The organism is Kitasatospora sp. NPDC024654 (assembly GCF_055559155.1).
The window spans coordinates 1-24,873 of record NZ_JBVHLF010000013.1; the positions used below are offsets into that span (position 1 = coordinate 1).

Sequence of the window (24,873 nt, forward strand, 5' to 3'; positions counted from 1 at the left end):
GCGCCTCGCGGACGGCCGCCTCGACGGCCCCGCCGGTAAGCGTGAATACATCCGGGGTTACCCCGCCCGTGGAATTCGGCGGCGAGACCGCCCCGACCACCTCCGATTCGGATCGATCAGCTCCATTTTCCGGTCCGCCGGCCTCATTTCCCATTTCGATCTCTCCTGACGTGTCCGATTTGCCCTGGTCTATACCCATGAGGATCCCTCGGCTTTTTGCAGTGCGGAGACCCGACCCATCTTAGATCTTTCTCCTCGGATGTCAGCAGCAGAGAGTTGGTTCTGCGGGCAGCGGCGCCGGCAACCAGCCGGGGCCGACTGAATGAGGTGGTTGTCGGCGTACCCGACAGTCGACCCCTTCACCCGCCGCACCGCCCGCATCATTCGGTATTCGGAAACGCAACAAACGCGGTGGAATTGCCATTCCCGATCTCGCCGTGTCGCGCTTCCGCGCCTTCTTCGGCCCACTCGCTGATCTCGCCAACGGCTCCTCGACACGATGGGAATTGTCATGCGTCAAAACAGCTCGAGCTCCGCCGTCGCCCGCCTTTTCCGCCTGCTGCCGATCGCCCTGCTCGCGGTCGCGGCCCTGCTGGTCGGCCTCAACGGCCTCGGTGGCGCGGGTCTCGGCGGCGCGTCGACCACCCCGAACTCGCAGGTGCACCAGGTGGCCGGCGACGTCGGCTGGAACAACGTGCCCCCGCAGTCCACGGTTCCCGGCGCCTGATCGGCGCCCGCCGCGCCAGGACCGCCCCATCGCAGATCGTCGGAGAGAGCGAGTACCCGCATGCTGGACTCACCGTGGTTCGTGTCCCGGGCCGCAGGCGACCGCCGGGACCCCAGGATCTTCTGTTTTCCGCACGCCGGAGGCAACGCCCGCACCTTCCTCGGCTGGCAGCGCCTCCTCGAGCCCGACGCCGAGCTGATCGGGGTCACCCTGCCCGGGCGGGGACGCCGAGCGGCCGAGCCCGGTCCGTCGACCGTCGCCGAACTCGCCGACCGCGCCGCCGAGGCCATCGCCGCCGTCGCGGACCGGCCCTGTTACCTCTTCGGGCACAGCTTCGGCGCGGTCGTCGCGTTCGAGGTCGCCCGCCGGCTGTGCGACCTGCCCGAGCTGCGCCACCTGGTCGCCTCCGGTTGCTCCGCGCCCGCCCTGCTGCCCACCGAGCGCGTGGTGCGCACCGCCCGGTTGGAGGGCCGCGAATTCACCGAGGCGGTGGGCTTCTTCGGCGGGCTGCCGCCCGAGGTGGTCGCCGACGAGGAGCTCCAGGAGCTGCTGCTGCCCGGCCTGCGCGCGGACTTCCGGCTGGTCTCGGGCTACGAGTACCGGCCCGCGGAGCCGCTGGCGATCGGTGTCTCGCTCATCAACGGCCGGACCGACCCGCACATCGGCGCAGCCGAACTGCGGCTCTGGGAAAGGGAATGCGCGGACAAGCCGCGCTACCACTGGGCCGAGGGCGGCCACTTCTACTTCGACCCCGATCCGGCCCCGGCCGTGGACCTGCTGCGTCACCTCGTTCGGAGTGACTCCGGCGCGTCCCAGCACCACGCCGAGCACGTTGAACTTATCTAGGTTGTGCCGCACTTCGACGGCGTAGGCACAACAGAGAGGACCCCTCCGATGCTCCTGGCCGCAGAGGACCAGTACCGGCGTGGCGTCGCCTTCCGTGAACTCCACACCGGCCCGGGCGCGTTCGTCATCCCCAACCCCTGGGATGCCGGAACCGCCAGGCTGTTGACCGGACTTGACTACCACGCGCTGGCCACCACCAGTGCCGGCCTGGCCTTCGCACTCGGCCGCGCGGACGGCGCCAACCTGGTGGACCGTGACGAGACGCTGGCCAACGCCCGGGCGATCGTCGGGGCCACCCACCTGCCGGTCGCCGCGGACCTGGAGAGCGGCTTCGGTCCGACCCCCGCCGACGTGGCCACCACCATCCGGCTGGCCGCCGAGGCCGGGCTGGTCGGCGGTTCCGTCGAGGACGCCACCGGCGAACCGGACCGGCCCGTGCACGACTTCAAGGAGGCCGTCGAGCGCGTCGCCGCGGCCGTCGAGGCGGCCCGTGGCCTGGACTTCCCGTTCACCGTGACGGCCCGCGCCGAGAACTTCCTCTACGGGCGGCCGGACCTCGACGACACCATCCGCCGGCTGCAGGCCTTCGAGGAGGCGGGCGCGGACGTGCTGTACGCGCCGGGGCTGCCCGACGCGGCGGCGATCCGCGCGGTCTGCGAGTCGGTCGGCCGCCCGGTCAACGTGCTCGCCGGCGGGGCGGGACCGCGGCTGTCGGTAACCGAGTTGAGCGACCTCGGGGTGCGCCGGATCAGCCTCGGCTCGGCGTTCCCGAGGGCCGCCCTGGCGACCGTGCTGCGCGCCGCGCGCGAGATCCAGCAGGACGGCACCTTCGGCTTCGCCGCCGACGCGCTGCCGTACGCCGAGGCCAACCGACTGATGCGGAGGACGACATGAACCGGACGAGCGTCCTGCTGCGGGAACCGCACTACGTGCTGGGTGAGGTGACGCAGCACCACACCGAGGTCGAGGGACTGGCGGACCGGGCCAGGGAGCTCGGGATGGTGCCCAAGGCCGCGCTGTGGGGCTGGGGATCCGTGCGCCGGACCGAGCGCGGCCTGGAGGAGCTCGCCGTCGAGGCCGGCACCGCCTGCCTGCGGGCCGCCGGTGTGGACCCGGCGTCGGTCGACGCCCTGGTGCTGTGCTCGACCCGGTTCCCGGGCGGTCCGCGGACCCACGGGCAGTTCGTGGAGCGGATCGCCACCGGGATCGGCCTGGCCCGGGCCGCCTTCCTGGGCCTCACGCTCAACCGCTGCACCAACCTGCTGGCCGCCATCGACACCGCCCGGGCGCTGGTGGCGGCCGGCCGGCACCGGCGGGTGCTGGTCGTCACCACCGACCGGGTGGAGGACGAGTCCGAGCGGATGGAGGGGTTCGCGCTCTTCAGCGACGGCGCCGCCGGCTGCCTGGTCACCGCCGCGGACGGGTCGGCGCCCGAGGACGGCTACGAGATCGTGTCCACCGCGAGCGCACAGGACACCGCCGCCCTGGACTGGTCGCACGAGATCAGCTCCGACCTGGCCCGCGAGGCCAACACCCGGCTGCTGGAGCCGGCCGGCCTGAAGGTCGGCGACATCGACGGCCTGATGCACGCCAACCTCTTCCTGCCCATCGTCTCCATGAAGGAGCGCCAGGCGGGCTTCATCGCCGAGCAGCTCTACACCGCGAACATCACCCGCTTCGGGCACTGCTTCGCTGCGGACCCGCTGATCAACCTGGTCGACCAGGAGGCCGACGGCCGGGTGAGGGAGGGCGGGCACTACGTCCTGGCGGTGAGCGTCCCGGGATCGCGGATCGCCGTGCTGCTCCGCCGCCTGCCCGCCTCCGGCCGCTGACCCCCGCCCACCGATGTGGAGTGCCCCGTGAACGCGTACCAGAGTCATCCCCATGCCGATCTGATCGTCTCACTGCCACCGCGCCCGTTCGAGGTCGGCCAGGCCGCGCAGGCCGAGGCGGAGCAGCTGCTCGGTGGGCCACCGACCGAGCTGTTCCAACGGTTACTGGCCGACCAGGAGTCCGAGACGGTGCTGCTCCTCGCCCGTCGCGTGCTCGCCGCCTTCCTCCCGGCCGACGACGCCGCCCAGGAGCTCCCCGTCGAGCAACTGGTCGCGGAGGTGGCCGCGGCCCGCGCGGAGCTCGCGGCGGCGGTCGGGCGGATCGCGCCCGAGCCGGGCGAGGTGCGCGAGGCGGTGCTGAGCCAGCGTGCGCCGCTCGCCCTGCTCGGCGGTTGCTGGCTGGACACCCTCTCGCAGCCGGCCACCCAGCCGGCGGTCATCGTGAACCGCCTCTTCGCCCACCACTTCGTGCTCAAGGGCGCGGGCCAGCCGCCGCGTTCGCTCCACCACCTGCGGCGCCGGGCCCTGGAGGACACCGGGGTCCTGCTCCCGGGGATCGAGGAGGCCGACTTCCTGCGCAAGGCCGGGGCCCGTCCGCTGACGGCCCTGCACGGCGCGTTCTACCTGGCGCTCTCCCGGCTGCCCGCCAGCCACCTGCCCGAGGTGGTCGGCGTCCACTACGCCTTCCACGCGCTCGGCGTCGACGAGCTGCTGACCGACGCGGCCGAATCGCCCCTCAGTTCGGACGAACTCCGTTCCGTGCTGGCCGAGTTCGCCGAACTGTCCGGTGCGCCGGAGTGGCGGCGGCTGGTGCGGGCGGTCCGACTGGTCGTCCGGCTGGAGCGCGAGCAGGTGGCGCTGCTGGCCGAGCTGGCCGAGTGGCGGCGCGGCCTGTCACTGGACGCCAGGGTCGCCGAGATCGTCGAGCGCCACCGGCTCTTCGCGGGCCGGCAGCACCGTGCGGTCCGGATCGGCGGGCACCTGCTCTCGGAGCTGCTGGCGGACCCGGACTTCGAACCGGCGGCCTTCGTCAAGGAGTTCCGCGCCTCCCGCCAGCTCCGACCGCTGCGCGCCGGCGGCTGCCCGTTCACCCGGGCCATCAAGTTCGGCGGCCCGATGTTCGGGATCTTCGACGAGCGTGAGGCGGCCGTCTTCAAGGCCTGGGCGGCGGCGGTGGCCGAGGGCGAGCCCGCCGGCCTGGACTTCACCCCGGACCGCAGCGGCGAGGCGCGGGCCGCGCACTGGCAGGCGGCGCTCGCCGGTCCGGCACCGGCGGACCTGGTGACCGCCGAGCCGGCGCCCAGGGACGACCGTGAGCTCTTCCACCGCCTGGTGAACATCGAGACGTACCCCAACACGCTGCCGCTGGCGCGGAAGCTGGCGCTGGCCGGACTCGACCGCTCCGAGCTGCTCTTCGCGCACGGCGCCGGCGGCCGCTACACCGACGCCAGCTACTTCGACTACAGCGCACCGGCGTTGTACGAGCGGGTCGACCGGATCTACTGGGACAAGCTGGTCGAGCCGTACCGGCCGCTGGAGGAGATCCCCGACCGCGAGGAGGTGATCTTCCACCAGAAGACCTTCGCGCTCGGCAGCCTGATCGACGGCACCTGGGCTCACCGGATCGGCAACCTCGGCCGGTACCACCGGCAGAGCGACGCCATGCTCTTCTCGATCTACGCGGACGAGATGGGCCGGGGCGACCTCGCCAAGAACCACATCACGCTGATCCGGCAGGTGCTGGCCAGCATGGACGTCCTGCTGCCGCACATCCGCTCCGCGGACTTCCTCGACCAGGGCGAACTGCCGGACGAGCTCTACGGGTTCTCGATCCACCAGCTCTGCCTGTCGCTGTTCCCGGACAGCCTCTACAACGAGATCCTCGGCTACAACCTCGGCATCGAGATGTTCGGGCTCGGCGAGATGCGGTTGCACGAGATCCAGAAGCTGCGCCGGCACAACCTCGACACCGGCTACGAGGAGGCGCACCTGTCGATCGACAACGTCTCGGCCGGCCATGCCCGGCAGTCCGCCGACATCGTCGTCAGCTACCTGGACGGGGTGCGGCGCGACTCCGGGGAGGCGGCCGTGCAGCAGGAGTGGCGGCGGATCTGGCGCGGCTACGCCTCGTTCGCCTGGTTCGTGGAACACCAGCTGGTCAGGTCGCTGGCCGACCGGCCGCAGCCCGCGGACCTGGTGATCTGATGGGAGACGACACCGTGCGGCCCGCCCCGCGGCCCGCGCCCTCGGCCGGACCCGTCCCCCTGGACCGGGAGATCCTCGACCTCCCCTTCTACGAACCCCGGCACCGCGCCCGCGCACTGGCCCTGGGCCAGTGGTGCGAGGACCGCGCCGAGTTCTGGGAGCAGGCCCGCCAGGAGACCCCGGACAAGGCCGGCCGGCACATCCTGCGGGTGCTCGGCGAGGCCGGCTGGCTGGCCTTCCTGGACCAGATGGCGGCGGGAGAACCCGAGTCGGGCGGAGCCGACCCGGCCGACGGCGACTTCCGCTCGCTCTGCCTGGCCCGGGAGGCCCTCGCCTACACCGAGGACCTGGCCGACTTCGCCTTCTCCATCCAGGCGCTGGCGGCCACGCCGATCCTGCGCCACGGCACCGAGGAGCAGCGGCGGCGCTTCCTGCCCGCGATGGCGAGCGGCACGCTGGCCGGGGCCTTCGCGGTCTCCGAGGAGCAGGCCGGCTCGGACGTCGCCGCGCTCGCCCTGCGCGCCGAGCGGGACGGCGACGAGTACGTGCTCAACGGGCACAAGGCGTGGATCGCCAACGGCACGATCGCGGACCTGTTCGTGGTGATCGCCCGCACCGGCGAGGGCCCCGGGCCGCTCGGCCTGACCGCCTTCCTGGTCCCGGCGGACACCCCCGGCCTGCGGGTCCGCGAGCCGCTGGAGGTGATCGCCCCGCGCTCGTTCGCCCATCTCGCCTTCGAGGACTGTCGATTGCCCGCCGGGAGCGTGCTCGGCCGGCGCGGCGGCGGCTTCGTGGTCGCGATGGACCTGCTGGAGCGGTTCCGGATGACGGTGGGCGCGGCGGCCGTCGGCTTCGCCCGCCGGGCGGCGGACGCCGCCCAGGGCCGCGCCCGGCAGCGCTCGATCTACGGTGGCCTGCTGTTCGACCTGCCGACCGTCAAGGCCGATCTCGCCGACATGGAGGTCGAGTTGAACGCCGCCTCGCTGCTGGTCGCCCGGGCGGCCTGGGAACTCGACCGGGGCAGCCGGGGCTTCGCCAAGCACTCCAGCATCGCCAAGCTGCACGCCACCGAGGCGGCCCAGCGGATCGTCGACCGCTGCGTGCAGCTGTTCGGGGCCGCCGGGCTGGTCCAGGGCAGCGTGCCGGAGCGGCTCTACCGGCAGATCCGATCGCTGCGTGTCTACGAAGGCACGTCAGAGGTTCAACAGTCGACGATCGCCGGCGCGCTCGACGCGCGCCGCGCTCGCTGAATCGTCCGCCCCGCCGAACCTGAACCATCCGAGGAGAACGACCCTCATGCTCACACCGGTCGACGCCGTCCGGCACCCCGATCCCTACCCCTACTACGCGACCCTGGTCTCCGAACGGCCCTTCGCCTACGACGAGTCGGTGTCGGCGTGGGTGGCGAGTGACGCGCGAGCCGTCACCGCCGTGCTGCGGTCCGCCGACTGCCGGGTGCGCCCGCCGGCCGAGCCGGTGCCGACCGGTCTGCTGGGGACCGCCGCCGGCGAGGTCTTCGGCGACCTGGTCCGGATGACCGACGGCCCGGTCCAGCGGCGGCTCAAGCGGGTGGTGGTCGAGGCGCTGCTGACGGCCGACCTCGGGCACACGGCCGGGCTGGCCGCCGAGCGGACCCGGCGCGTACTGGCTGCCGGGGCCGAACCTCGGCTGCTGGAGCTGATGTTCGCCGTCCCCGCCCAGGTGGTGGCGGCGCTGTGCGGGCTCGACGAGGGCGCCGACGCGGAGGCGGCCCGGCTGATCGGCGACTTCGTCCAGTGCATCCCGGCCTCGGCGACCCCGGAGCAGCAGCGGGCGGCGGCCGTGGCCGCCGAGCGGCTGCGGCTGCTGCTCGGGCCTCGGCTGGCGCAGGAGCCCACCGGGCTGCTCGGGGCGCTGGTAGGCGCGGCCGGCCGGCACGACTGGGCCGAGACCGGGCCGCTGCTGGCGAACGCCGTGGGGTTCCTCTCGCAGACCTACGACGCCACCGCCGGCCTGATCGGCAACAGCCTGCTGGCGCTGCGCGACGCCGCGTTGCCGCGCTCGGCCGACCAGCTGGCGGACGTGGTCCGCGAGGTGGTCCGGCACGACGCGCCGATCCAGAACACCCGGCGGTTCGCGGCCGAGCCGTTCAAGCACGGGGAGGCCCTGGTCGAACCGGGACAGCCGATCCTGCTGCTGCTGGCGGCGGCCAACCGCGACCCCGCGGTCAACGCCGATCCGCACGCGTTCCGGCCGGGCCGCCCGACGCCGGCGGTCTTCACCTTCGGTGCCGCCGCGCACCGCTGCCCCGGCGAGAACCTGGCGGTGGCCATCACCGCCGGTGTGCTGGGCGAACTGCTGGCCGGCGGTTTCGACCCGTCGTCGGACCTGCCCGCCGAGGTGGCGTACCGGCCGCTGGCCAACGCCCGCATCCCGGTGCTCTGAACCCGCCCGCCACCCGACCCACCACGCGACACACGCAGGAAGGAACGACCCGATGGCGAACATGCCACGGCTGTGGATCCGGCACGAGGTGCGCTCGACCGAGCGCCGTGCCCCGATCGTGCCCGACGACGCCCGACGGCTGGTCGAACACGGCGTCCAGATCACCGTCGAGGAATCCCCGCAGCGGGTCTACCCGCTCGACGAGTACGTCGCGGCCGGCTGCGCCACCGCGCCGGCCGGCTCCTGGACCGCCGCCCCGGCCGACACCCACATCCTCGGCCTGAAGGAACTCCCCGACGGGCCCGAGGAACTGATCCATCGTCACATCTTCTTCGGGCACGTCTACAAGGGCCAGGACGGCGCCGGTGAGCTGCTCGGCAGGTTCGTGGCGGGCGGCGGCACGCTGCTCGACCTGGAGTACCTGGCCGACGCCGCCGGCCGCCGGCTCGCGGCCTTCGGCTACTGGGCCGGGTACGTCGGCGCGGCGCTCGCCGTGCTGCACGGCAGGGGCCGACTGCGGACCCCGCTGGAACCGCTCGGCAAGGCCGAGTTGGACGCGGCGCTGCGCGAGCCGCACGTCGCGGAGCCGCCCGCCGCGCTGGTGATCGGGGCGCTCGGCCGCTGCGGCCGGGGCGCGGTCGACGCGCTTCGAACCGCCGGGCTGACCCCGACCGAGTGGGACGTCGCCGAGACCCGACAGCTCGACCGGGCGGCGCTGCTCGACCACGACGTCCTGCTGAACACCGTGCTGGCCACCCGGCCGATCCCGCCCTTCCTGCGCCCCGCCGACCTGGACGATCCGCGCCGCCGGCTCTCCGTGATCTCCGACGTCACCTGCGACGTGACCTCGGACCTCAACGTGCTGCCGGTGTACGACACGGTCACCGACTGGCGGCAGCCGGTCCGGCGGCTGCGCGAGGCCAAGCCGCTCGACCTGATCGCGATCGACAACCTGCCCTCGCTGCTGCCCGCCGAGGCCAGCCGCGCCTTCTCCGCCGAGCTGTCGCCGCAGTTGCCGCTGCTCGGCGACGACGACCCGGCCTCGCCCTGGCGGCGCTGCGCGGACGACTTCGTCGCCGCCTGCCGCGCGAACGACCTGGAGGTTCACCATGTCTGATGCGACAGCCGCGATATCCACCGCCAGCGGAACGGTCCACTGGGTCGGCACCGGTCTGTCCACCGGCACCAGCGGCCTGCGGCTGGTCTGCGAGCAGGCCGCGAAGGTGGTGCTCTGGGGCCGCACCGAGGAGCGCGCGGAGCGGCGGCTGGCCGAACTCGGCCTCCTGGGCCGGGCCGCCGTGCGCGCCCTCGACCTCGACGCGCTGGCCGCCGAGCTGGCCCCCGGGGACGTGCTGGTCTCGATGTTGCCCGCCACGCGGCACCCGGAGCTGGTCGAGCTGTGCGTCCGCCGGGGCGCGCACTTCGCCTGCTCCAGCTACGTCTCCGCGGAGCTCCGGACAGCTGCCGGGGACGCCGCCGCGAGCGGGTCCGTGGTGCTGACCGAGGCGGGACTGGACCCGGGCATCGACCACCTGATGGCCCATCTGCTGGTGGCGCGCGGGCAGGCCGCGCTGCCCGGCGTGGCGGTCGACGCGGACTTCACGTCGTACTGCGGCGGCGTCCCGGCGGTGCCCAACGACTTCCGCTACCGGTTCAGTTGGGCGCCGAACGGGGTGCTCTCCGCGCTGCGATCGCCGGCCCGGTACATCGGTGAGGGCGCGGAGCGGACCGCCGAGCGCCCGTGGGAGGCGACCAGCACCCACCTGCTGGACGGCGAGCCGTTCGAGGTGTACCCGAACCGGGACAGCCTCCCGTTCGTCGCCCAGTACGGCCTGCCGTCCGGCTGGCGGCTGGCGACCTTCGTCCGCGGCACGCTCCGGCTGGAGGGCTGGCGGGCGGCCTGGGAGCCGGTGTTCGCCACGCTCACCGGCGGGGACGACGCGCGGATCGGCGCGCTGGCCCGGGACCTCGCGGCCCGCTACCCGATGACCGACACCGACCGGGACCGGGTGGTGCTGGCCGTCGCCCTGAGCCTGCGGGCGACCGGCGGCCGGAGCTGGTCCGGTGAGTACCTGCTCGACCTGGTCGGGAGCGAGACCGAGAGCGCGATGGCCCGTTGCGTCTCGCTGCCGCTCGCCTACGGGATCACCCGGATCCTGTCCGGCGAGCTCCCGGCCGGGCTGCACCGGGCGGCCGAGACGCCCGAGGAGGCCGAGCGCTGGCTGGCCTTCCTGGCCGAGCGCGGGATCGGCTTCCGGTTCCGCGAGACGGCCTGAGTCGATCCGGCCTGACCGCCGCCCGGGCCCGCCCGACGCCCCACCCTTCCCGCACGCCCCGGTTCTCCCGAATCGCCACCCGAGTAAGAGAGGCCGACATGTCCCAGCAATCCACCCAGTTCGAACCCGCCCACTTCACCTGCGTGGGCGTGGGCGCCGGCCCGGCCAACCTCAGCCTGGCCTCACTGCTGCACGGTCATCCCGAGGTGTCGAACCTCTTCCTCGACCGAAGGGCGAGCTTCGGCTGGCACGACGGACAGCAGATACCAGGGGCGACGCTGCAGGTGTCGCTCTTCAAGGACCTGGTCAGTCTGACCGAGCCGACCAACCCGTTCTCCTTCCTGTCCTACCTGCACGACCAGGGCCGGATCTACCACTTCCTGAACGCCCAGTTCTCGGACGTGCCACGGCTGGAGTTCCGCAACTACCTGGAGTGGGCCAGCCGGCGGAACGAGAACGTGGTGTTCGGCGAGGAGGTCCGGTCGGTCGACTTCGCGGACCGGTTCGTGGTCCGGACCAGCCGCCGCACGGTGACGGCCGACAACCTGGTGCTCGGCGTCGGCACCCGGCCCTGGGTGCCGGCGCTGGCCGAAGGCCTGCTCGGCCCGACCCAGTTCCACATCAGCGACTTCGTGGAGAAGGCGCGCGGCCTGGTCGGCAAGCGGGTCGCGGTGGTCGGCGGCGGGCAGTCCGGTGCCGAGGCCTTCCTCGACCTGATCTCCCGGCCGGGCCACGAGCTGCCCCGCCGAGTCACCTGGATCTCCCGCCGGCGCAACTACTTCCCGATCGACGACTCGCCCTTCACCAACGACTTCTACATGCCCGACCACTCGGACTACTTCCACGGCCTGGCCCCCGAGGCTCGCGAGCGGTTCAACCGGGAGCACACCCTCACCAGCGACGGCGTGTCGGAGTCCACCCTGCGCGACATCTACCAGCGGATCTACGTGCACCGCTTCATCGAGGGCACCCAGGACCTGGTCGCGCTGGCGCCGAACCGGGAGGTCACCGAGGTGAGCCCGGGCGCCGTCGGCGGCTGGGAGCTGCGGGTGCGGCACAACGACCACCCGGAGAGCGCAGAGCGCTACGACGCGGACGTGGTCATCTGGGCGACCGGCTACCGGCCGGCCCCGACCGACTTCCTGGCGCCGATCGCCGACCGGCTGGAGCGCGAGGGGGGCGAGCTGCGGATCGACCAGGACTACGCGGTCCGCTGGGACGGCCCGGCCGACCGGAACATCTTCGTGCAGAACGCCGCCAAGCAGCAGCGCGGCCTGGCCGACCCCAACCTGAGCCTGAACGCCTGGCGCAGCCGCCGGATCATCGAACGGCTGCGCGGGGTCCGGGACCAGGAGCAGCTGGAGTCGTTCATCGACTGGTCCGCCAAGGCGGCCGCCACCACGCCGTGGGAGGGGTGAGCGTGATGACCGAGGTCGACATCGCCGTCGTCGGCGGGGGGATCATCGGCTGTCTGACCGCCCGGGAGATCCACTCCCGCGCCCCCGAGCTGTCGGTCGCCGTGCTGGACCGCGACGCGGTCGGCGCGGGCGCCAGCCGCCGATCGGCGGGTCTGCACTTCCCACGCGGCTCCACCGAGCGGGTGCGCCGGATGGCCTCCTACAGCCAGGACTACTACGCGGAGCTGCTCGGCCGCCGCCCCGAGCTGCCGATCCACCGGCTGGCCATGTCGGTGGTGGCCCGTTCCGGGAGCCTGGTGCGGGAGAACTTCCTGGACAGTGCCAAGCCCACCGAGACCGCGGGGCTGCCCGGCGGCCTGGTCGAGGTGCCCGCGGGCGCCGGCGTCTGGGAGGTCGAGGGCGGCCAGTACGCGGACGTGCACGGTCTGAGTCGCGGCCTGCTGCGGGAGTTGCGGCCGCAGGTCGAGGTCCACGAGGGGATCGAGGTCACCGCGTTGCGGCTGGGCCCGGAGGAGATCGTCCTCCAGCTCGGCCCGGAGCAGGAAATGACGGCACGTCAGGTCGTGCTGGCGCCCGGCCCGTGGCTGGCCGCCCCCGCCTGGCGGGAGCTGGTCGCACCGCTGGGTGCCCGGGTCAAGAAGATCGTCGCGCTGCACGTCGAGCGGCGGCCCGAACCCGGCGACCGGGCGATCGTGTTCCAGGAGGAGGACGCCTTCCTGCTGCCCCTGCACGAGGAGGGGTACTGGCTGTTCAGTCACACCTGCCGGCAGTGGGACGTCGATCCCGACGCCCTCAACCACGGCCTGTCCGATCGCGACCTGCGCGACGCGCTCGCCGAACTACGGGCACTGTCACCTGAGTTCGCCAAGTACTGCGACTCGGGCCGGGTGTTCTGCGACGCCTACAGCGGTACCGGCGAGCCGCTGGTGCGGACCCTGCCGGCCGACCCGCGACTGGTCTTCGCCGGCGCCGCCAACGGCTCCGGCTACCGGCTCGCCCCGGCCATCGCCGCGCAGGCCGCCGACCTGCTCAACCTTCCGTCCACGCCAGGGAGTCACCGTGATCATCAGTAGTTACGACGAGGCCGTGCTCCACGAGGCGTTCGGCATCGACATGAGCAGCATCGACGGCATCGAGGGCGTCCAGGGCTCCGGCGCCGGCTGGGGGCGGGTCGCCCCCGGGGTCAGCTCGCAGCTGCACCACCACGACGAGACCGAGTTCTTCGTGATCGTGGCCGGTTCGGGCGAGTTCGTCGTCGGCGACCAGCACCACCCCGCCGTGCCCGGCACGGTGGCACTGTTCGAGCCCTTCGAGTCCCACGTGCTGCACAACACCGGCGAGTCGGACCTGCTCTTCGTCACCCAGTACTGGCGTGACGCGCAGCGGGCACTGAGCGCCTCCCAGCGCTCCGACCGCACCGGTTTCGCGGACCGTCCGGTCTTCGTCTTCTCCACCCCGCCCACGCCCAACGGCGACCTGCACCTGGGCCACCTCTCCGGGCCGTACCTGGGCGCCGACGCCTTCGTCCGCTACCAGCGGATGAACGGCACCCGGGCCTTCCACCTCACCGGCAGCGACGACTTCCAGAGCTACGTGGTCGGCGCGGCCGACCGCGAGGGGCGCACCCCGGCCGAGACCGCGGCGCACTACAGCGCCGAGATCGCCCGGACGCTCGACCTGATGGACATCCCGCTCGACCAGTACACCGTCACCAACGACGACCCGTCCTACCCGGACGGACTGCGGGCCTTCTTCTCCCGGGTGGTCGACTCCGGGCGGGTCGACACCGTGCAGGCTCCCGCGCTCTTCGACGCGGAGTCCGGTGCCTACCTCTACGAGGTCGACGTCAAGGGCGGCTGCCCCACCTGCGGCTCCGGCACCAGCGGCAACATCTGCGAGGAGTGCGGCGAACCGAACGCCGTGGTGGACCTGGTCGAGCCCCGCTCCAACCGGTCCGACGCCCCGCCGCGCACCGGCACCGCCAACCGGTACACCCTCCCGCTGCACGAGTTCCACGCGGAGATCGCCGCGCACCACCGGGCCGGCCGGGTCCCCGCCCGGCTCCGCGACCTCGCCGGGCGGCTGTTCGGCCGCTCCCGGCTCGACATCTCGCTCACCCACCCGTCGAGTTGGGGCGTCGGCCCGGCCGAGGCGGCCGGCGCCGGCCAGGTCATCTGGGTCTGGCCGGAGATGAGCTACGGCTTCCTGCACGGCATCGAGGCGCTCGGCCGCCGGCTCGGCCAGGACTGGCGGGCCGCCGAGCCGCAGCCGGACTGGAAGATCGTCCACTTCTTCGGCTACGACAACAGCTTCTACCACGCGATCCTCTACCCGGCCCTCTACCGGCTGGCGCACCCCGGCTGGGACGCCGACATCGACTACCACGTCAACGAGTTCTACCTGCTGGAGGGCGCCAAGTTCTCCACCAGCCGGCGGCACGCGATCTGGGGCAAGGAGATCCTCGGCCCGGACACCGTCGACTCGGTCCGTTACTTCCTCTCCCTCACCCGCCCCGAGGGCCGGCGCACCAACTTCCGCCGGGACGACTACCAGGCGGTGCTCCGGGAGACCCTGATCGACGGCTGGCAGGCCTGGCTGAACGACCTCGGCGAACGGGTCCGCAAGCACCACGACGGCCTCGCCCCCGACGCCGGCAACTGGACCCCCGAGCAGACCGCCTTCCTCGGCCGGCTCGGCGCCCGGCTCACCGCGCTGACCGGCAGCCTGGGCAAGGACGGCTTCTCGCTCAACCAGGCCGCCGCCGAGCTGGACGGCATCGTCCAGGACACCGTGCGCTTCGCGGCCCAGGAGAAGACGCTGGCCGACGCCGCCGGCTGGCGCGACGAGGCGCGGACGACGATCGCGCTCGAACTCGCCGCCGCCAAGCTGCTCGCCCACGGCGCCGCGCCGGTGATGCCCCGGTTCGCCGGCCGCCTCGCCGCCGCGCTCGGCCTGCCCGCGCCGGACCGCTGGCCGACCAGCCCCGAGCTGCTCGCGCCGGGCAGCCGGGTCGAGCTCGCCGGTCGGGTGTTCTTCGGCGCCCCGGCCGCCTCCGCCGAGCCCGCGCTGCTCGGCTGGTTCACCGACCTGGTCACCAGCTCGCTGCAGATCGAGCACGCCCCGGCCTCGGCCACCCTGATCGACCTCGGCGCCAGCTCACTGCAGACCGTCTCGCTGCAGTACCAGATCCTCGACGCGCTCGGCGTCGACCTGCTGGTCGACGAACTGCTCGGCGACCACGACCTCGGCACCCTCGCCACGCTGCTGGAGCAGCGCGCCGACGCCGGCGCCGTGGCCGAGGTGATCGGAGCCACGGCATGAACCACCTCGACGTACTCCGCGACATCGAAGCCAGCGGCCTGAGCATCACGGTCAGTGGCGGCGACCTCCGGCTGCAGGGCATGCGGGACCGGATGGACCCGCAACTCATTTCGCGCATCAAGCAGTTCAAGCCGGAGCTGGTCGCCCACCTGAGCGTCGCGGCACAACAGGAGCCCGGCAGCTTCCCCCTCACCCCGCTCCAGCACGGCTACCTGCTCGGGCGCAGCGGGATCTTCGAGATCGGCACCGTCGCCAGCCACGTCTACCACGAGATCGAGGGCCTCTGGGACCTGGACCGGCTGGAGACCGCGCTGCTGGCCGTGGTCGATCGGCACGCCCCGCTGCGCAGCCGGTTCCGCGAGGAGGGCCGGCAGGTGGTCGAGGCCGCGGTGGACCTCCGGCTCGACCGGCTCGACCTGCGCGGCAAGCCGGCGGACGAGCAGGAGCGGATCCGGCTCGCGCTCCGCGAGGAGCGCTCGCACCGGGTGCTGCCCGCCGACCGGGCGCCGCTGGTCGCCGTCGAGGTGACCATCCTCACCGACGACCTGATGGTGCTGCACGTCAGCCACGACGGCCTGGTGATGGACGGCATCAGCTCCTTCCTGTTCTTCCGCGCCTGGTGGGACGAGTACCGGGGCGAGCCTGCCGGGAGCTGCCGGGAGCTGCCGTTCGAGGACTACATCGCGGCCCTGGACTCCGCCCGCGCCAAGGCGCCCGCCGAGCGCTCCCGCACGTACTGGGCGGGGCTGCTGGACGACCTCGCGCCGCACCCGGACCTGCCGCTGCGGACCAGCCCGGCCGCGATCACCGAACCGCGCTTCACGCAGCGCCAGGTCCGGCTGTCGGCCGAGGCCTGGGCCAGGCTGAAGGAGACCGCCAAGCGCGCCGGCCTCACCCCGTCCGCCCTGCTGCTCGCCGCCTACGGGGAGGCGCTCTCCTGTTGGGGCGCGGGCTCCCGGTTCACCCTCAACACCACGGTCGCCAACCGGCCGCCGATCCACCCGCGGATGAGCGCGGCGATCGGGCCGTTCTCGGACACCATGCTGGTCGAGGTCGAGATCGACCGCGAACTCCCGTTCCGCGAGCGCGGCAAGGCGCTCCAGGCGCGGCTGCGCAGCAACCTGGACCACCGGCACCACTCCGGTATCGAGGTGCTGCGCGAGCTGGGCCGGCGGCGCGGCGGCGCGGCTGAGGCCCGGATGCCGTTCACCTTCAACAGCGCGATCGGCTACGTGCACGACGAGGTCGACGGCTCGGCGCTGGAGCTCTTCGGTGCCGAGGTGTACTCCGTCAGTCAGACCCCGCAGGTGTGGCTGAACGCCTTCGCGATGGAGCAACACGGCGGCCTGGTCGTCCAGTTGGACGGCATCGACGAGCTGTTCCCGGAGGGCCTGCTGGACGCCCTCACCGCCGGCTACCAGCAGCTGCTGGAGACGCTGCTCGACGAGTCCGCCTGGTCCGCCACCACCTTCGACCTGCTCCCCGAGGACCAGCGCGAGCGCCGTCGGGTGGCCAACGACACCGCGGTCGAGCGGCCGGACCAGCTGCTGCAGGAGGCCTTCACCGCCCAGGCGCTGCGCACGCCCGAGGCCGTCGCGGTGATCACCTCGCGGGGCTCGATCAGCTACGGCGAGCTGCACCGGCGGGCCGCCCGGGCCGCCGGCTGGCTGCGGGAGCGCGGGGTCGGGCGGGACGAGCTGGTCGGCCTGGTGATGAGCCGCGGGCCGGAGCAGCTCATCGGGATCATGGCCACCGTGCTGGCGGGCGCGGCCTACCTGCCGGTCGACGCCGGGCTGCCGGCCGAGCGGCAGCGGTACCTGCTGACCGACGGCCGGGTGCGCTGCGTGCTCACCAACGCGGCCTGGCAGGAGGACGGATGGGACGTACTGGCCCTGGACGCATGGGACGAGCCGCCGGTCGGCGAGCCGGCGCCGCTGGCGGTGCTGCCCGGCGCGAACCCGGACGACCTGCTCTACGTGCTCTACACCTCCGGGACGACCGGTACGCCCAAGGGCGTGATGGTGACCCACCGCAACGTGGCCAACGTGGTCGCCGACTGTCGCAGCCGCTTCGGCATCAACCCCGCCGACCGGTTCTTCGCGATCAGCGCGTTCAACTTCGACCTGTCGGTCTGGGACGTCTTCGGCGCCCTCACCGCGGGCGCGGCCCTGGTGATGCCGGATCGCGACAAGGCGGTGGATCCGGCCCACTGGCTGCGGCTGTGCGAGAGCGCCGGGGTGACGGTGTGGAACTCGGTGCCCGCCATCGTCGCGCTGATGCACGACCAGGCCGTCGCCGAGCAGGCCGCGCCGCCCGCGCTGCGGTTGGTGATGATGAGCGGCGACCGGTTGCCGCCGGCCCTGCCGGCCGCGCTGCGCCGGCTCCGGCCGGGCCTGGAGGTGGTCTCGCTCGGCGGTCCCACCGAGACCACCATCTGGAACATCCTGCACCCGGTGGGCGAGGAGGAGGACGGCAGCGAGAGCATCCCGTACGGCCGGCCGAACAGCAACAACCGAGCCTACGTGCTCGACCAGCACGGCCAGGACGCGCCCGACTGGGTCACCGGCGAGATCGTCGCGGCCGGCACCGGCCTGGCCCGCGGCTACTGGCGGGACGAGCAGCGCACCGCGGAGCGGTTCTACACCGACCAGCGGCGCGGCGAGCGGCTCTACCGGACCGGCGACCTCGGCCGCTACCTGCCCAGCGGCGAGATCGCCATCCTCGGCCGCAGCGACTTCCAGATCAAGGTGAACGGCTACCGGATCGAGGCCGGCGAGGTCGAGACCCGGCTGGCCGCCCGGGACGCCGTCCGGCAGGCCGTGGTGGTCCGGCGGACCGGCGCCCGGGGCGACCGGCTGGTCGCCCACCTGGTCCCGGCCGGGGCCGACCGACCGGACGTGGCGGCGCTGCGCCAGGAGCTGCGGGCCGAACTGCCCGACTACATGATCCCGTCCGTCGTGGTCTGGCACGACGAGCTGCCGCTGACCAGGAACGGCAAGGTGGACCGGAGCGCGCTGGTCGACCAGGCGCCCGCCGCCGACCAGGAGCCGGCCGCGCCCGCGCCGGTGGACGACGGGCCGGCCACCGAGACCGAGCTGGTGCTCAGCGGGATCTGGTCGGAGGTGCTGCGCGGCGCCACGGTCGGGCCGCACGACAACCTCTACGCGCTCGGCGGTGACTCGATCAGCGCCGCCCGGATCCTGACCGCGGTGCGCAAGCGGTTCGGGGTGGGCATCCCGCTGGACCGGCTCCCCGAGCTGGAGACCGTCCGGCTGATGGCCGCCCACATCAGCGCCGTCCAGGCGCCCCCGGCCGGCGCGACGGCCGCCGCTTCGACCACCGGGGAGGCCTCCCGATGACGGACTCCGTGCTGGACCACGTGCTGACCGTCCCGCCCGGCACCGGCCGGATCTCCTTCGCCCGGCTGGACGGCACCGAGACCCTGGAACTGGCCGAACTCCACGCCCGTTCGGTGAAGTTGGCCGCCGGGCTGCACGCGAGAGGGATCGGCGCCGGCGACCGGATCGGGATCCTCTCCGCCAACCGGCTGGAGTGGGTGCTGCTCGACCTCGCCGCGCTCCGGCTGGGCGCGGTGACCGCCGGCCTGGAGCCCGGCAAGTTCGTGCCGGACGACGCGCTGCTCGCCCGCTACGGGCTCAAGCTGCTCTTCACCGACCAGCCGTCCGAGGCCGCCGGCGCCGTGCCGATCGCGGAGGTCGGCCGGATCGCCGACGCGGCGGACCCGGCCGACGCCCCGGCACCGGTGCGGTACGCCCCGGACCAGGTGACCACGATCAAGTTCACCTCGGGCAGCACGGGCGAGCCCAAGGGCCTCGGCGCGACCGCGGGCAGCATCGAGAGCTCGCTGCGCGCGGTGCAGCAGATGTTCCACCACGCCCCGGACGACAACCTGTTCGTCTTCCTCCCGCTCTCGCTGCTGCAACAGCGGTACTGGATCTACTCGGCGCTGCGGTACGGCCACGACGTCACCGTCTCGACCTACGAGGCGGCCTTCTCCACGCTGCGCCGGGCCCGCCCGACCGTGGTGATGGGCGTGCCGGCGTTCTTCGACACCGCCCGCCGGCACATCGAGGGCCGGGCCCGTCGAGCGGGGACCGGGACCCGGGCGGAGGCCCAGCGGTTCTTCGGCGACCGGGTCCGCTACCTGTGGACCGGCTCGGCCCCGGCCGACCCCGCCATGCTGCGCTTCTACACCGAGGCCGGAGTGCCGATCTACGAGGGCTACGGCCTCAACGAGACCTGCATCGTCGCCAAGAACCACCCCGGGGCGTTCCGCGAGGGCAGCGTCGGTCGGGTGGTGCCGGGCAAGCAGGTGCTGTTCGACGAGGACGGTGTGGTCAGCGTCCGTAGCGACCACCCGGTCAACGTCCGCTACGAGTTCGCCGCCCCGGGCGTCTCGGAGCGGGTGTTCCGGCCCGGCGGGATCGTCCGCACCGGCGACCTCGGCTACCTGGACGAGGACGGTTTCCTCTTCATCCGGGGCCGGGCCGACGACGTGATCGTGCTGGACAACGGCAAGAAGGTGGTCGTCCGGCCGATCGAGGAACGCCTGAAGTCCGGTCCGGCGATCGAGGAGTGCGTGCTGTTCTGCCCCGCGCAGACCGACCTCGTCGCCGTCGTCTCACCCGCCACCCTGCCCGCCGACGAGGCGGCGATCGCCGAGCAGCTCGCCCGGACCAACGCCGCGCTCGACCGGGACGAGCGGATCAGCCGGGTGGTGGTGGCCCGGGAGCCGTTCACCATCGAGAACGGCCTGCTCACTTCGCAGTTCAAGCCCAGGCGCCCGCAGATCCGGGCCGCCTACGCCGACCAGCTCGACCACCCCCAGGAGGGTATCCATGCACACTGACCACCCCGAGACGGAGACCGCGGCCCGGGAGAACCTCTCCCTGGTCCTCACCACCCCGGTCGACCCGGACGCGATCGACCCGGACGCGGACATGGCCGGCGCCTACGGGCTGACCTCGCTCAACAAGGTGCTGTTCCTGACCTCGCTGTGCGACGAGACCGGCACCGAGCTGTCCCGGTTCACCGAACACGACCTGGCCCGGATGACGACCCTGCGCGAGGTCGTCGAGGCCATCACCACGGCAAAGGCGGTCTGAGCATGAGCTGGGCAGAGAAGGCGGCGGCGGTCCTGGAGAACGAGCACGTCCGGCTGCGGCCGATCACCGCCGAGGACCGCTCCTCGCTGCGCGCGATCGCCCTCGACGAGACGATCTGGCGCTACTTCGTCAGCAGGATCGAGAACGAGGCCGACTACGAGGCCTTCTTCGACGCGACCCTGGCGGACCACCAGGCGGGCCGGCGGGCGGTCTTCCACATCACCGACAAGCGGTCGGGCCGGGCGGCCGGCAGCATGAGCTTCGGCAACATGGCCGAGGCGGACCGCCGGTTGGAGATCGGCTGGTCCTGGCTCGGTCTGGACTTCCAGGGGCAGGGCGTCAACCGCTGGGCCAAGTACCTGCTGTTGGAGCACGCCTTCGAGCAACTTGACGCCGAGCGCGTCGAGTTCAAGACGGATGTGCTGAACAAGCAGGCTCGCAAGGGTCTGTTGAACATCGGTGCCAGTGAGGAGGGTGTGCTGCGCAGCTTCAACCCGATGCCCGGCGGGCGCCGTCGGGACGCCGTCTTCTACAGCGTGTTGCGCGCCGAATGGCCCGAGGTGAAGGGCCAGTTGGCCGCCCGGCCGAAGGTCGCCCGCACGGAGCCGGTCGGATGAGCGGCGGCAGGAGCATCCCCTTGGTCCGCGTGGCCGGTGACCCCTTCGCCGCCGGCCGGCTGCACGGCGGGGCTCTTGCCGCACCACTGCGGGCCTTCATCGACGACTCGCTCGCCCGACTCAACCGGGTGCTGGCGACGCCGCTGTCGATGACCGCGCTGCTGCCGACGATCGCCGCCTACCAGGCGGCGGTCGCGGCGGCCGCGCCGGACCTGGCCCAGGAGGTGCGCGGCCTCGCCGAGGGCGCCGGGATCAGCGAGCCGGAGGCCTGGCTGCTGCAACTGCGCCGGGAGATCATGGGCTACCAGAAGGTGCCGACCGCGGGCGACTGCACCACCTACGCACGGGCCGGCGGCCCGTTCGCCGGCCACCCGGTGCTCGCCCAGACCATCGACCTCAACAGCGACCTGGACGACCAGATCAGCGTCCTGGAGGTGAGCCGAACCGGCGGCTCGCGCCGGTCACTGGTGCTGAGCTTCGCCGGGCTGCTCGGCTACCTCGGCCTGAACAGCGACGGTCTGGCGATCGGCCTGAACCTGGTGCTGGGCGGCGACTGGCGGCCCGGTCTGCCGCCCTACCTGGCCATCCGCGAGCTGCTGGACAGCACGTCCAGCGTGGACCAGGCGGTCGCCGCGCTGCGCGGGATGCGGCTGGCCAGCTCGCGCTCGCTGACCCTGTGCGACCGGGAGAAGGCCGTCTGGGTGGAGGTCCTCGGCGACGAGCTACGGGTGACCGAGGCCGTCGAGACCCTGCACACCAACCACTTCCTGCACCCCGACCTCGCCCCGGGCGACGAGCTGAACGTCTTCGCCCGGAACTCCTCGGTCCGCCGGCTGAAGGCCGTCGAGGCCGGACTGGCCGAGCTGGGCCCGGTGGCCGACCCCGAGCAGCACTTCGCGCTGCTGTCCGAGCCGCCCATCTGCGTCCCGGACGAGGGCGACATCCGCCGGGAACGCACGGTCGCCGCCGTGGTCATGCTCCCCGACCGGGGGGAGCTGCACGTCCGGCCCGGTGACCCGTCCCGGTCGAGCACGCAGGTGTTCAGCCTGCGCCCGACGTGACGGGCGTTCAGCCGGCGTACGGCGTGGAGGCCTGGCTGGCGGACCTGGCGAGCGACGTCGAGCCGCTCTGTCCGGCCCGCTACGCCAGCGACCTCACCGAGGGCGAGCGCCGCCGGGCCGCCGGCTACCGGTACGAGGACGACGCCCGGCTCTTCCTGCGCTCCCGGCTGGCCGTGCGGGCCCTGCTCGCCGACCGGCTCGGCGAGGCCCCGGCGGCGGTCCGGCTGGCTCGCACCGCGGGTGGCAAGCCGTACCTGCCGGACCACCCCGGGGTGCGGGTGAGCTGGTCCCGGTCGGAGGACCTGCTGCTGCTCGGGATCACCGAGGACGGGCCGCTCGGCGTCGACCTCGAACGGCTCCGGGCGATCCCCTCGGCCGGGCACGTGCTCGCGTCGGTCTACCCGGCGGTGCCGCCCCGGGCCCACTGTGCCGGTCCCGAACTCTTCTTCTCCGCCTGGACGTTGCTGGAGGCGGCGGTCAAGGCGACCGGGCGTGGTCTGGCCGCCGGCGCGCCCGACGTGACACTCACCTTCCCCGCCGCGGGCGGGGCGGCCCTGCTGGGCATCGCCGGCAGCGGGGCCGAACCGTGGTCGGCCCGCACCGACCTGCTGGAGGGCCCGACCGCCGGTCGGGGGCTGATGGCCTCCTTCGTCTCCCGCGGCTGCCACCCGGGCGTCCGACTACGGCGCTGGCCGACCTGACCGCACCACTTCGACCGAGGTTCCGTCTTGATCCCACGACACCGTCCCGCCCGCGCCCAGTTGCACGCCATCGTCCCGCGGCTGAGTGCCGAACAACTCCGCCACCGGCTGGGCGTTCTGCTCGGCGCGGGCACCGACTGGACTTCCAGCAGCGATGGTTGGCTGCTGCAGGGTGGTCCGTTCACCCTCCTCGTGCACGACTCCTGGGACGGGCCCGAGCTGCGCCTCGGCCGGGCCGCCACCCAGGACGCCGCCGACTCCGTCGAACGACTGCTGTCCGGGAGGGAGTTGACGGCCTCCCCGACCGCCACCGATCCGACCGATCCGACCTCCACCGATCCGACCTCCACCGATCCGACCTCCACCGATCCGACCTCCACCGATCCGCCGTCCGTCACCCCGGAGCCGTCCCGCTCGCGATCCGCTCGGCTCCCGGCGGCGGTCCGCCCGCTCGCCGAGGCCAGCGGCCTGCCGCCCGCCGAAGTGGCCGCCTTCGCCTGGCGGTCCCTGCTCCGCGGCTGGGGTGTCCCGGCGACGGCGTGGGCCGAGATCGGCCCACCCGCCACCCGTCCGTCCCAGGCCCCCGCGCCGGCCGGGAGCGTCCGCGAGGCCCTGCTCGCCCCCGTCGCCCGCCACCCGGCGGCCCGCACGCCGGAGGTCGTCCTCGACCGCACGGCACCACCCGCGCTCCCCGCCGGCTGGCAACTGCGCTCCTGGTCGAACCCGGTGGCGGGGCGGGTGCAGTGCTCGGTCCGCGCGGAGGCGGCCGGCCACCGCCTGCACGTCGAGTCGCCCGGCCTGGCGACGGCGGAGGAGCTGTCGGCACTGCTGGCGGCCTGGACCGCCGTCCTCACGGCGGTCGCCGAGCAGCCGGACCGGCCGCTGACCGACCTCCCGACCCCGCCGCCGGTACTCCTCGGCGGCTGACCGCCCCCAACCGCTGATCCTGGAGAGTGCCCGTGGTGCCCGAGCCGCACCGGATCCGTGGGCGGCGTGCCGTCGAGATCGCCGCCGACGTCGAACGCGCCGTGGAGGCCGGCCGGTTACCGCCGGGAACGGCCCTGCCCCCGCTCCGCGAGCTGGCCGTGGACCTCGGCGTCAACGCCAACACCGTCGCCGCCGCCTACCGGACCCTCCGGGACCGCGGCGTGATCGAGACGGCCGGCCGGCGGGGCAGCCGGGTGCTGCCCCGGCCGTCCGGTACCTCCTGGGGTCAGGTGCCGCTGGAGGTGCCGGCCGACGTGCACGACCTCTCCGACGGCAACCCCGACCCGGCCCTGCTGCCCTCGCTGACCGAGGCCTTCGCGCACGCGGCGGCCGAGCACACCCGCCGGCCGGTGCGGTACGGCGGGAGCACCGGCGACGAACGCCTGCTGGCGCTCGCCCGCGACGCCTTCACCGCCGACGGCGTGCCGGCCGGGCCGCTGGCCGTCACCTCCGGCTCGCTCGACGCGATCGAACGGCTGCTGCTCGCCCACCTGAGACCCGGGGACGGCGTCGCCTGCGAGGATCCGGGCTGGGCGAGCCTGTTCGACCTGCTGCCGGCCCTCGGGCTGCGCCCGATCCCGATGGGCATCGACGACGAAGGTCCGCGCCCCGAGGAGGCGGCGCGTGCCCTGGCCGCCGGCGCCCGCGCGTTCGTGCTCACCTCCCGGGCGCAGAACCCCACCGGGGCCGCGCTGAGCGCCGACCGGGCCGGTGCGCTCAGCGCGGTGCTGGCCCGGCACCCCGAGGTGCTGCTGATCGACGACGACCACGGCCACGGCCTGGTGGATCTGCCCTACCACCCGGTCTGCGTCAACGGCGGTCGGCCGACCACCCGCCACTGGGCGGTCGTCCGCTCGGTGGCCAAGGCGTACGGCCCGGACCTGCGGCTGGCGCTGCTCACCGGCGATCCGACCAGCCTGGACCGGGTGCGGCGACGGCAACGGCTGGGCACGGGGTGGGTCAGCCACGCGCTCCAGCGGGCCGTCGGCCACCTCTGGGCGACCGGCGCGGTGCCCGTCGACCGTACGGCGGCCTCCTACCGCGACCGTCGGGAGGCCCTGCTCCGCGCGCTGTCCGAGCACGGGGTCCGGGCCCACGGCCGCAGCGGTGTCCACGTGTGGATCCCGGTCGGTGACGAGGCGGCGGCCGTCGTCGCCCTGCTCGGCCGGGGCTGGGCCGTCGCCCCGGGCGCCCGGTTCCGGCTGCGGTCCGCGCCGGGGTTGCGGCTCACCGTCTCCACCCTGCGGCGCGAGCACATCCAGCCCCTCGCCGACTCGCTCGCCGAGGTCCTGCACGCCCAGCCGGACCTCACCCGCCGGGCCTGACCGCCGC

General features: G+C 73.4%; 21 protein-coding genes. 20 read left to right on the plus strand and 1 reads right to left on the minus strand.

The genetic code is table 11. From position 1 onward, the window contains the following. Positions 1-199: hypothetical protein (locus ACZ38L_RS10570; RefSeq protein ID WP_465691292.1), on the minus strand; the 199-nt coding region annotated here is incomplete at its 3' end. 312 nt (positions 200-511) lie between these two features. On the opposite strand from ACZ38L_RS10570, the gene ACZ38L_RS10575 reads away from it, so the two are divergent. The 20 genes from ACZ38L_RS10575 to ACZ38L_RS10670 all read left to right on the plus strand — a co-directional run bounded on the left by ACZ38L_RS10575 (position 512) and on the right by ACZ38L_RS10670 (position 24,866). Continuing rightward, complete coding sequence (locus ACZ38L_RS10575) at positions 512-727, plus strand: hypothetical protein (protein WP_465691294.1); 216 nt, start codon at positions 512-514, stop codon at positions 725-727. A 60-nt stretch (positions 728-787) separates the two neighbouring features. Next, a complete protein-coding gene (locus tag ACZ38L_RS10580) occupies positions 788-1,573 on the plus strand; it encodes a thioesterase II family protein (protein WP_465691296.1) in 786 nt (261 codons plus the stop codon). 48 nt (positions 1,574-1,621) lie between these two features. Continuing rightward, positions 1,622-2,467, plus strand: a complete 846-nt coding sequence (locus ACZ38L_RS10585) for an isocitrate lyase/PEP mutase family protein (protein WP_465691298.1) — start codon at positions 1,622-1,624, stop codon at positions 2,465-2,467. Beyond that, positions 2,464-3,405, plus strand: a complete 942-nt coding sequence (locus tag ACZ38L_RS10590) for a 3-oxoacyl-ACP synthase (RefSeq protein ID WP_465691300.1) — start codon at positions 2,464-2,466, stop codon at positions 3,403-3,405. Before ACZ38L_RS10585 ends, ACZ38L_RS10590 begins: the two co-directional genes overlap by 4 nt. A 27-nt stretch (positions 3,406-3,432) precedes the next feature. After that, positions 3,433-5,610: an iron-containing redox enzyme family protein gene (locus ACZ38L_RS10595; RefSeq protein WP_465691302.1), complete on the plus strand. Its 2,178-nt coding sequence runs from the start codon at positions 3,433-3,435 to the stop codon at positions 5,608-5,610. Then, positions 5,610-6,860, plus strand: a complete 1,251-nt coding sequence (locus ACZ38L_RS10600) for an acyl-CoA dehydrogenase family protein (RefSeq protein ID WP_465691304.1) — start codon at positions 5,610-5,612, stop codon at positions 6,858-6,860. Before ACZ38L_RS10595 ends, ACZ38L_RS10600 begins: the two co-directional genes overlap by 1 nt. 46 nt (positions 6,861-6,906) lie before the next feature. After that, a complete protein-coding gene (locus tag ACZ38L_RS10605; RefSeq protein WP_465691306.1) occupies positions 6,907-8,034 on the plus strand; it encodes a cytochrome P450 in 1,128 nt (375 codons plus the stop codon). 52 nt (positions 8,035-8,086) lie between these two features. Further along, positions 8,087-9,151: a saccharopine dehydrogenase gene (locus ACZ38L_RS10610; RefSeq protein WP_465691308.1), complete on the plus strand. Its 1,065-nt coding sequence runs from the start codon at positions 8,087-8,089 to the stop codon at positions 9,149-9,151. Next, a complete protein-coding gene (locus ACZ38L_RS10615) occupies positions 9,144-10,310 on the plus strand; it encodes a saccharopine dehydrogenase family protein (protein ID WP_465691310.1) in 1,167 nt (388 codons plus the stop codon). The genes ACZ38L_RS10610 and ACZ38L_RS10615 overlap by 8 nt, the downstream gene beginning before the upstream one ends. A 98-nt stretch (positions 10,311-10,408) precedes the next feature. Beyond that, positions 10,409-11,728: a lysine N(6)-hydroxylase/L-ornithine N(5)-oxygenase family protein gene (locus ACZ38L_RS10620; RefSeq protein WP_465691312.1), complete on the plus strand. Its 1,320-nt coding sequence runs from the start codon at positions 10,409-10,411 to the stop codon at positions 11,726-11,728. 5 nt (positions 11,729-11,733) lie between these two features. Then, positions 11,734-12,801, plus strand: a complete 1,068-nt coding sequence (locus ACZ38L_RS10625) for an NAD(P)/FAD-dependent oxidoreductase (RefSeq protein WP_465691314.1) — start codon at positions 11,734-11,736, stop codon at positions 12,799-12,801. Further along, entirely contained in the window at positions 12,788-15,049 is a 2,262-nt protein-coding gene (locus ACZ38L_RS10630; protein ID WP_465691316.1) for a class I tRNA ligase family protein, read from the plus strand. The genes ACZ38L_RS10625 and ACZ38L_RS10630 overlap by 14 nt, the downstream gene beginning before the upstream one ends. Beyond that, positions 15,046-18,408, plus strand: coding sequence for a non-ribosomal peptide synthetase (locus ACZ38L_RS10635; protein ID WP_465691319.1), 3,363 nt, complete (start codon positions 15,046-15,048; stop codon positions 18,406-18,408). The genes ACZ38L_RS10630 and ACZ38L_RS10635 overlap by 4 nt, the downstream gene beginning before the upstream one ends. Beyond that, positions 18,405-19,919: an AMP-binding protein gene (locus ACZ38L_RS10640; RefSeq protein ID WP_465691320.1), complete on the plus strand. Its 1,515-nt coding sequence runs from the start codon at positions 18,405-18,407 to the stop codon at positions 19,917-19,919. Before ACZ38L_RS10635 ends, ACZ38L_RS10640 begins: the two co-directional genes overlap by 4 nt. Continuing rightward, the gene (locus ACZ38L_RS10645) at positions 19,909-20,175 is read left to right on the plus strand and encodes a phosphopantetheine-binding protein (protein WP_396555841.1); all 267 of its coding nucleotides are present in this window, start codon (positions 19,909-19,911) and stop codon (positions 20,173-20,175) included. The genes ACZ38L_RS10640 and ACZ38L_RS10645 overlap by 11 nt, the downstream gene beginning before the upstream one ends. 2 nt (positions 20,176-20,177) lie before the next feature. After that, entirely contained in the window at positions 20,178-20,792 is a 615-nt protein-coding gene (locus ACZ38L_RS10650; protein ID WP_465691322.1) for a GNAT family N-acetyltransferase, read from the plus strand. After that, positions 20,789-21,853 carry a C45 family autoproteolytic acyltransferase/hydolase gene (locus ACZ38L_RS10655; protein WP_465691324.1) on the plus strand — a complete coding sequence of 355 codons (1,065 nt, stop codon included), beginning with the start codon at positions 20,789-20,791 and terminating at the stop codon, positions 21,851-21,853. The genes ACZ38L_RS10650 and ACZ38L_RS10655 overlap by 4 nt, the downstream gene beginning before the upstream one ends. Further along, on the plus strand, positions 21,850-22,554 hold the full coding sequence (locus tag ACZ38L_RS10660; RefSeq protein ID WP_465691326.1) for a 4'-phosphopantetheinyl transferase family protein: 705 nt from the start codon (positions 21,850-21,852) through the stop codon (positions 22,552-22,554). Before ACZ38L_RS10655 ends, ACZ38L_RS10660 begins: the two co-directional genes overlap by 4 nt. 27 nt (positions 22,555-22,581) lie before the next feature. Then, a complete protein-coding gene (locus ACZ38L_RS10665) occupies positions 22,582-23,481 on the plus strand; it encodes a hypothetical protein (protein ID WP_465691328.1) in 900 nt (299 codons plus the stop codon). A gap of 26 nt (positions 23,482-23,507) precedes the next feature. Further along, positions 23,508-24,866 carry an aminotransferase class I/II-fold pyridoxal phosphate-dependent enzyme gene (locus ACZ38L_RS10670; RefSeq protein ID WP_465691330.1) on the plus strand — a complete coding sequence of 453 codons (1,359 nt, stop codon included), beginning with the start codon at positions 23,508-23,510 and terminating at the stop codon, positions 24,864-24,866. Positions 24,867-24,873: the final 7 nt, after the last annotated feature.

What these genes read in the sequence shown, in the direction of transcription:
- ACZ38L_RS10615 (WP_465691310.1), top strand. Translation starts at nt 9,144, where the DNA reads ATGTCTGATGCGACAGCCGCGATATCCACCGCCAGCGGAACGGTCCAC.
- ACZ38L_RS10605 (WP_465691306.1), top strand. Translation starts at nt 6,907, where the DNA reads ATGCTCACACCGGTCGACGCCGTCCGGCACCCCGATCCCTACCCCTAC.
- ACZ38L_RS10655 (WP_465691324.1), top strand. Translation starts at nt 20,789, where the DNA reads ATGAGCGGCGGCAGGAGCATCCCCTTGGTCCGCGTGGCCGGTGACCCC.
- ACZ38L_RS10650 (WP_465691322.1), top strand. Translation starts at nt 20,178, where the DNA reads ATGAGCTGGGCAGAGAAGGCGGCGGCGGTCCTGGAGAACGAGCACGTC.
- ACZ38L_RS10645 (WP_396555841.1), top strand. Translation starts at nt 19,909, where the DNA reads ATGCACACTGACCACCCCGAGACGGAGACCGCGGCCCGGGAGAACCTC.
- ACZ38L_RS10575 (WP_465691294.1), top strand. Translation starts at nt 512, where the DNA reads ATGCGTCAAAACAGCTCGAGCTCCGCCGTCGCCCGCCTTTTCCGCCTG.
- ACZ38L_RS10585 (WP_465691298.1), top strand. Translation starts at nt 1,622, where the DNA reads ATGCTCCTGGCCGCAGAGGACCAGTACCGGCGTGGCGTCGCCTTCCGT.
- ACZ38L_RS10600 (WP_465691304.1), top strand. Translation starts at nt 5,610, where the DNA reads ATGGGAGACGACACCGTGCGGCCCGCCCCGCGGCCCGCGCCCTCGGCC.
- ACZ38L_RS10610 (WP_465691308.1), top strand. Translation starts at nt 8,087, where the DNA reads ATGGCGAACATGCCACGGCTGTGGATCCGGCACGAGGTGCGCTCGACC.
- ACZ38L_RS10640 (WP_465691320.1), top strand. Translation starts at nt 18,405, where the DNA reads ATGACGGACTCCGTGCTGGACCACGTGCTGACCGTCCCGCCCGGCACC.
- ACZ38L_RS10635 (WP_465691319.1), top strand. Translation starts at nt 15,046, where the DNA reads ATGAACCACCTCGACGTACTCCGCGACATCGAAGCCAGCGGCCTGAGC.
- ACZ38L_RS10590 (WP_465691300.1), top strand. Translation starts at nt 2,464, where the DNA reads ATGAACCGGACGAGCGTCCTGCTGCGGGAACCGCACTACGTGCTGGGT.
- ACZ38L_RS10620 (WP_465691312.1), top strand. Translation starts at nt 10,409, where the DNA reads ATGTCCCAGCAATCCACCCAGTTCGAACCCGCCCACTTCACCTGCGTG.
- ACZ38L_RS10580 (WP_465691296.1), top strand. Translation starts at nt 788, where the DNA reads ATGCTGGACTCACCGTGGTTCGTGTCCCGGGCCGCAGGCGACCGCCGG.
- ACZ38L_RS10625 (WP_465691314.1), top strand. Translation starts at nt 11,734, where the DNA reads ATGACCGAGGTCGACATCGCCGTCGTCGGCGGGGGGATCATCGGCTGT.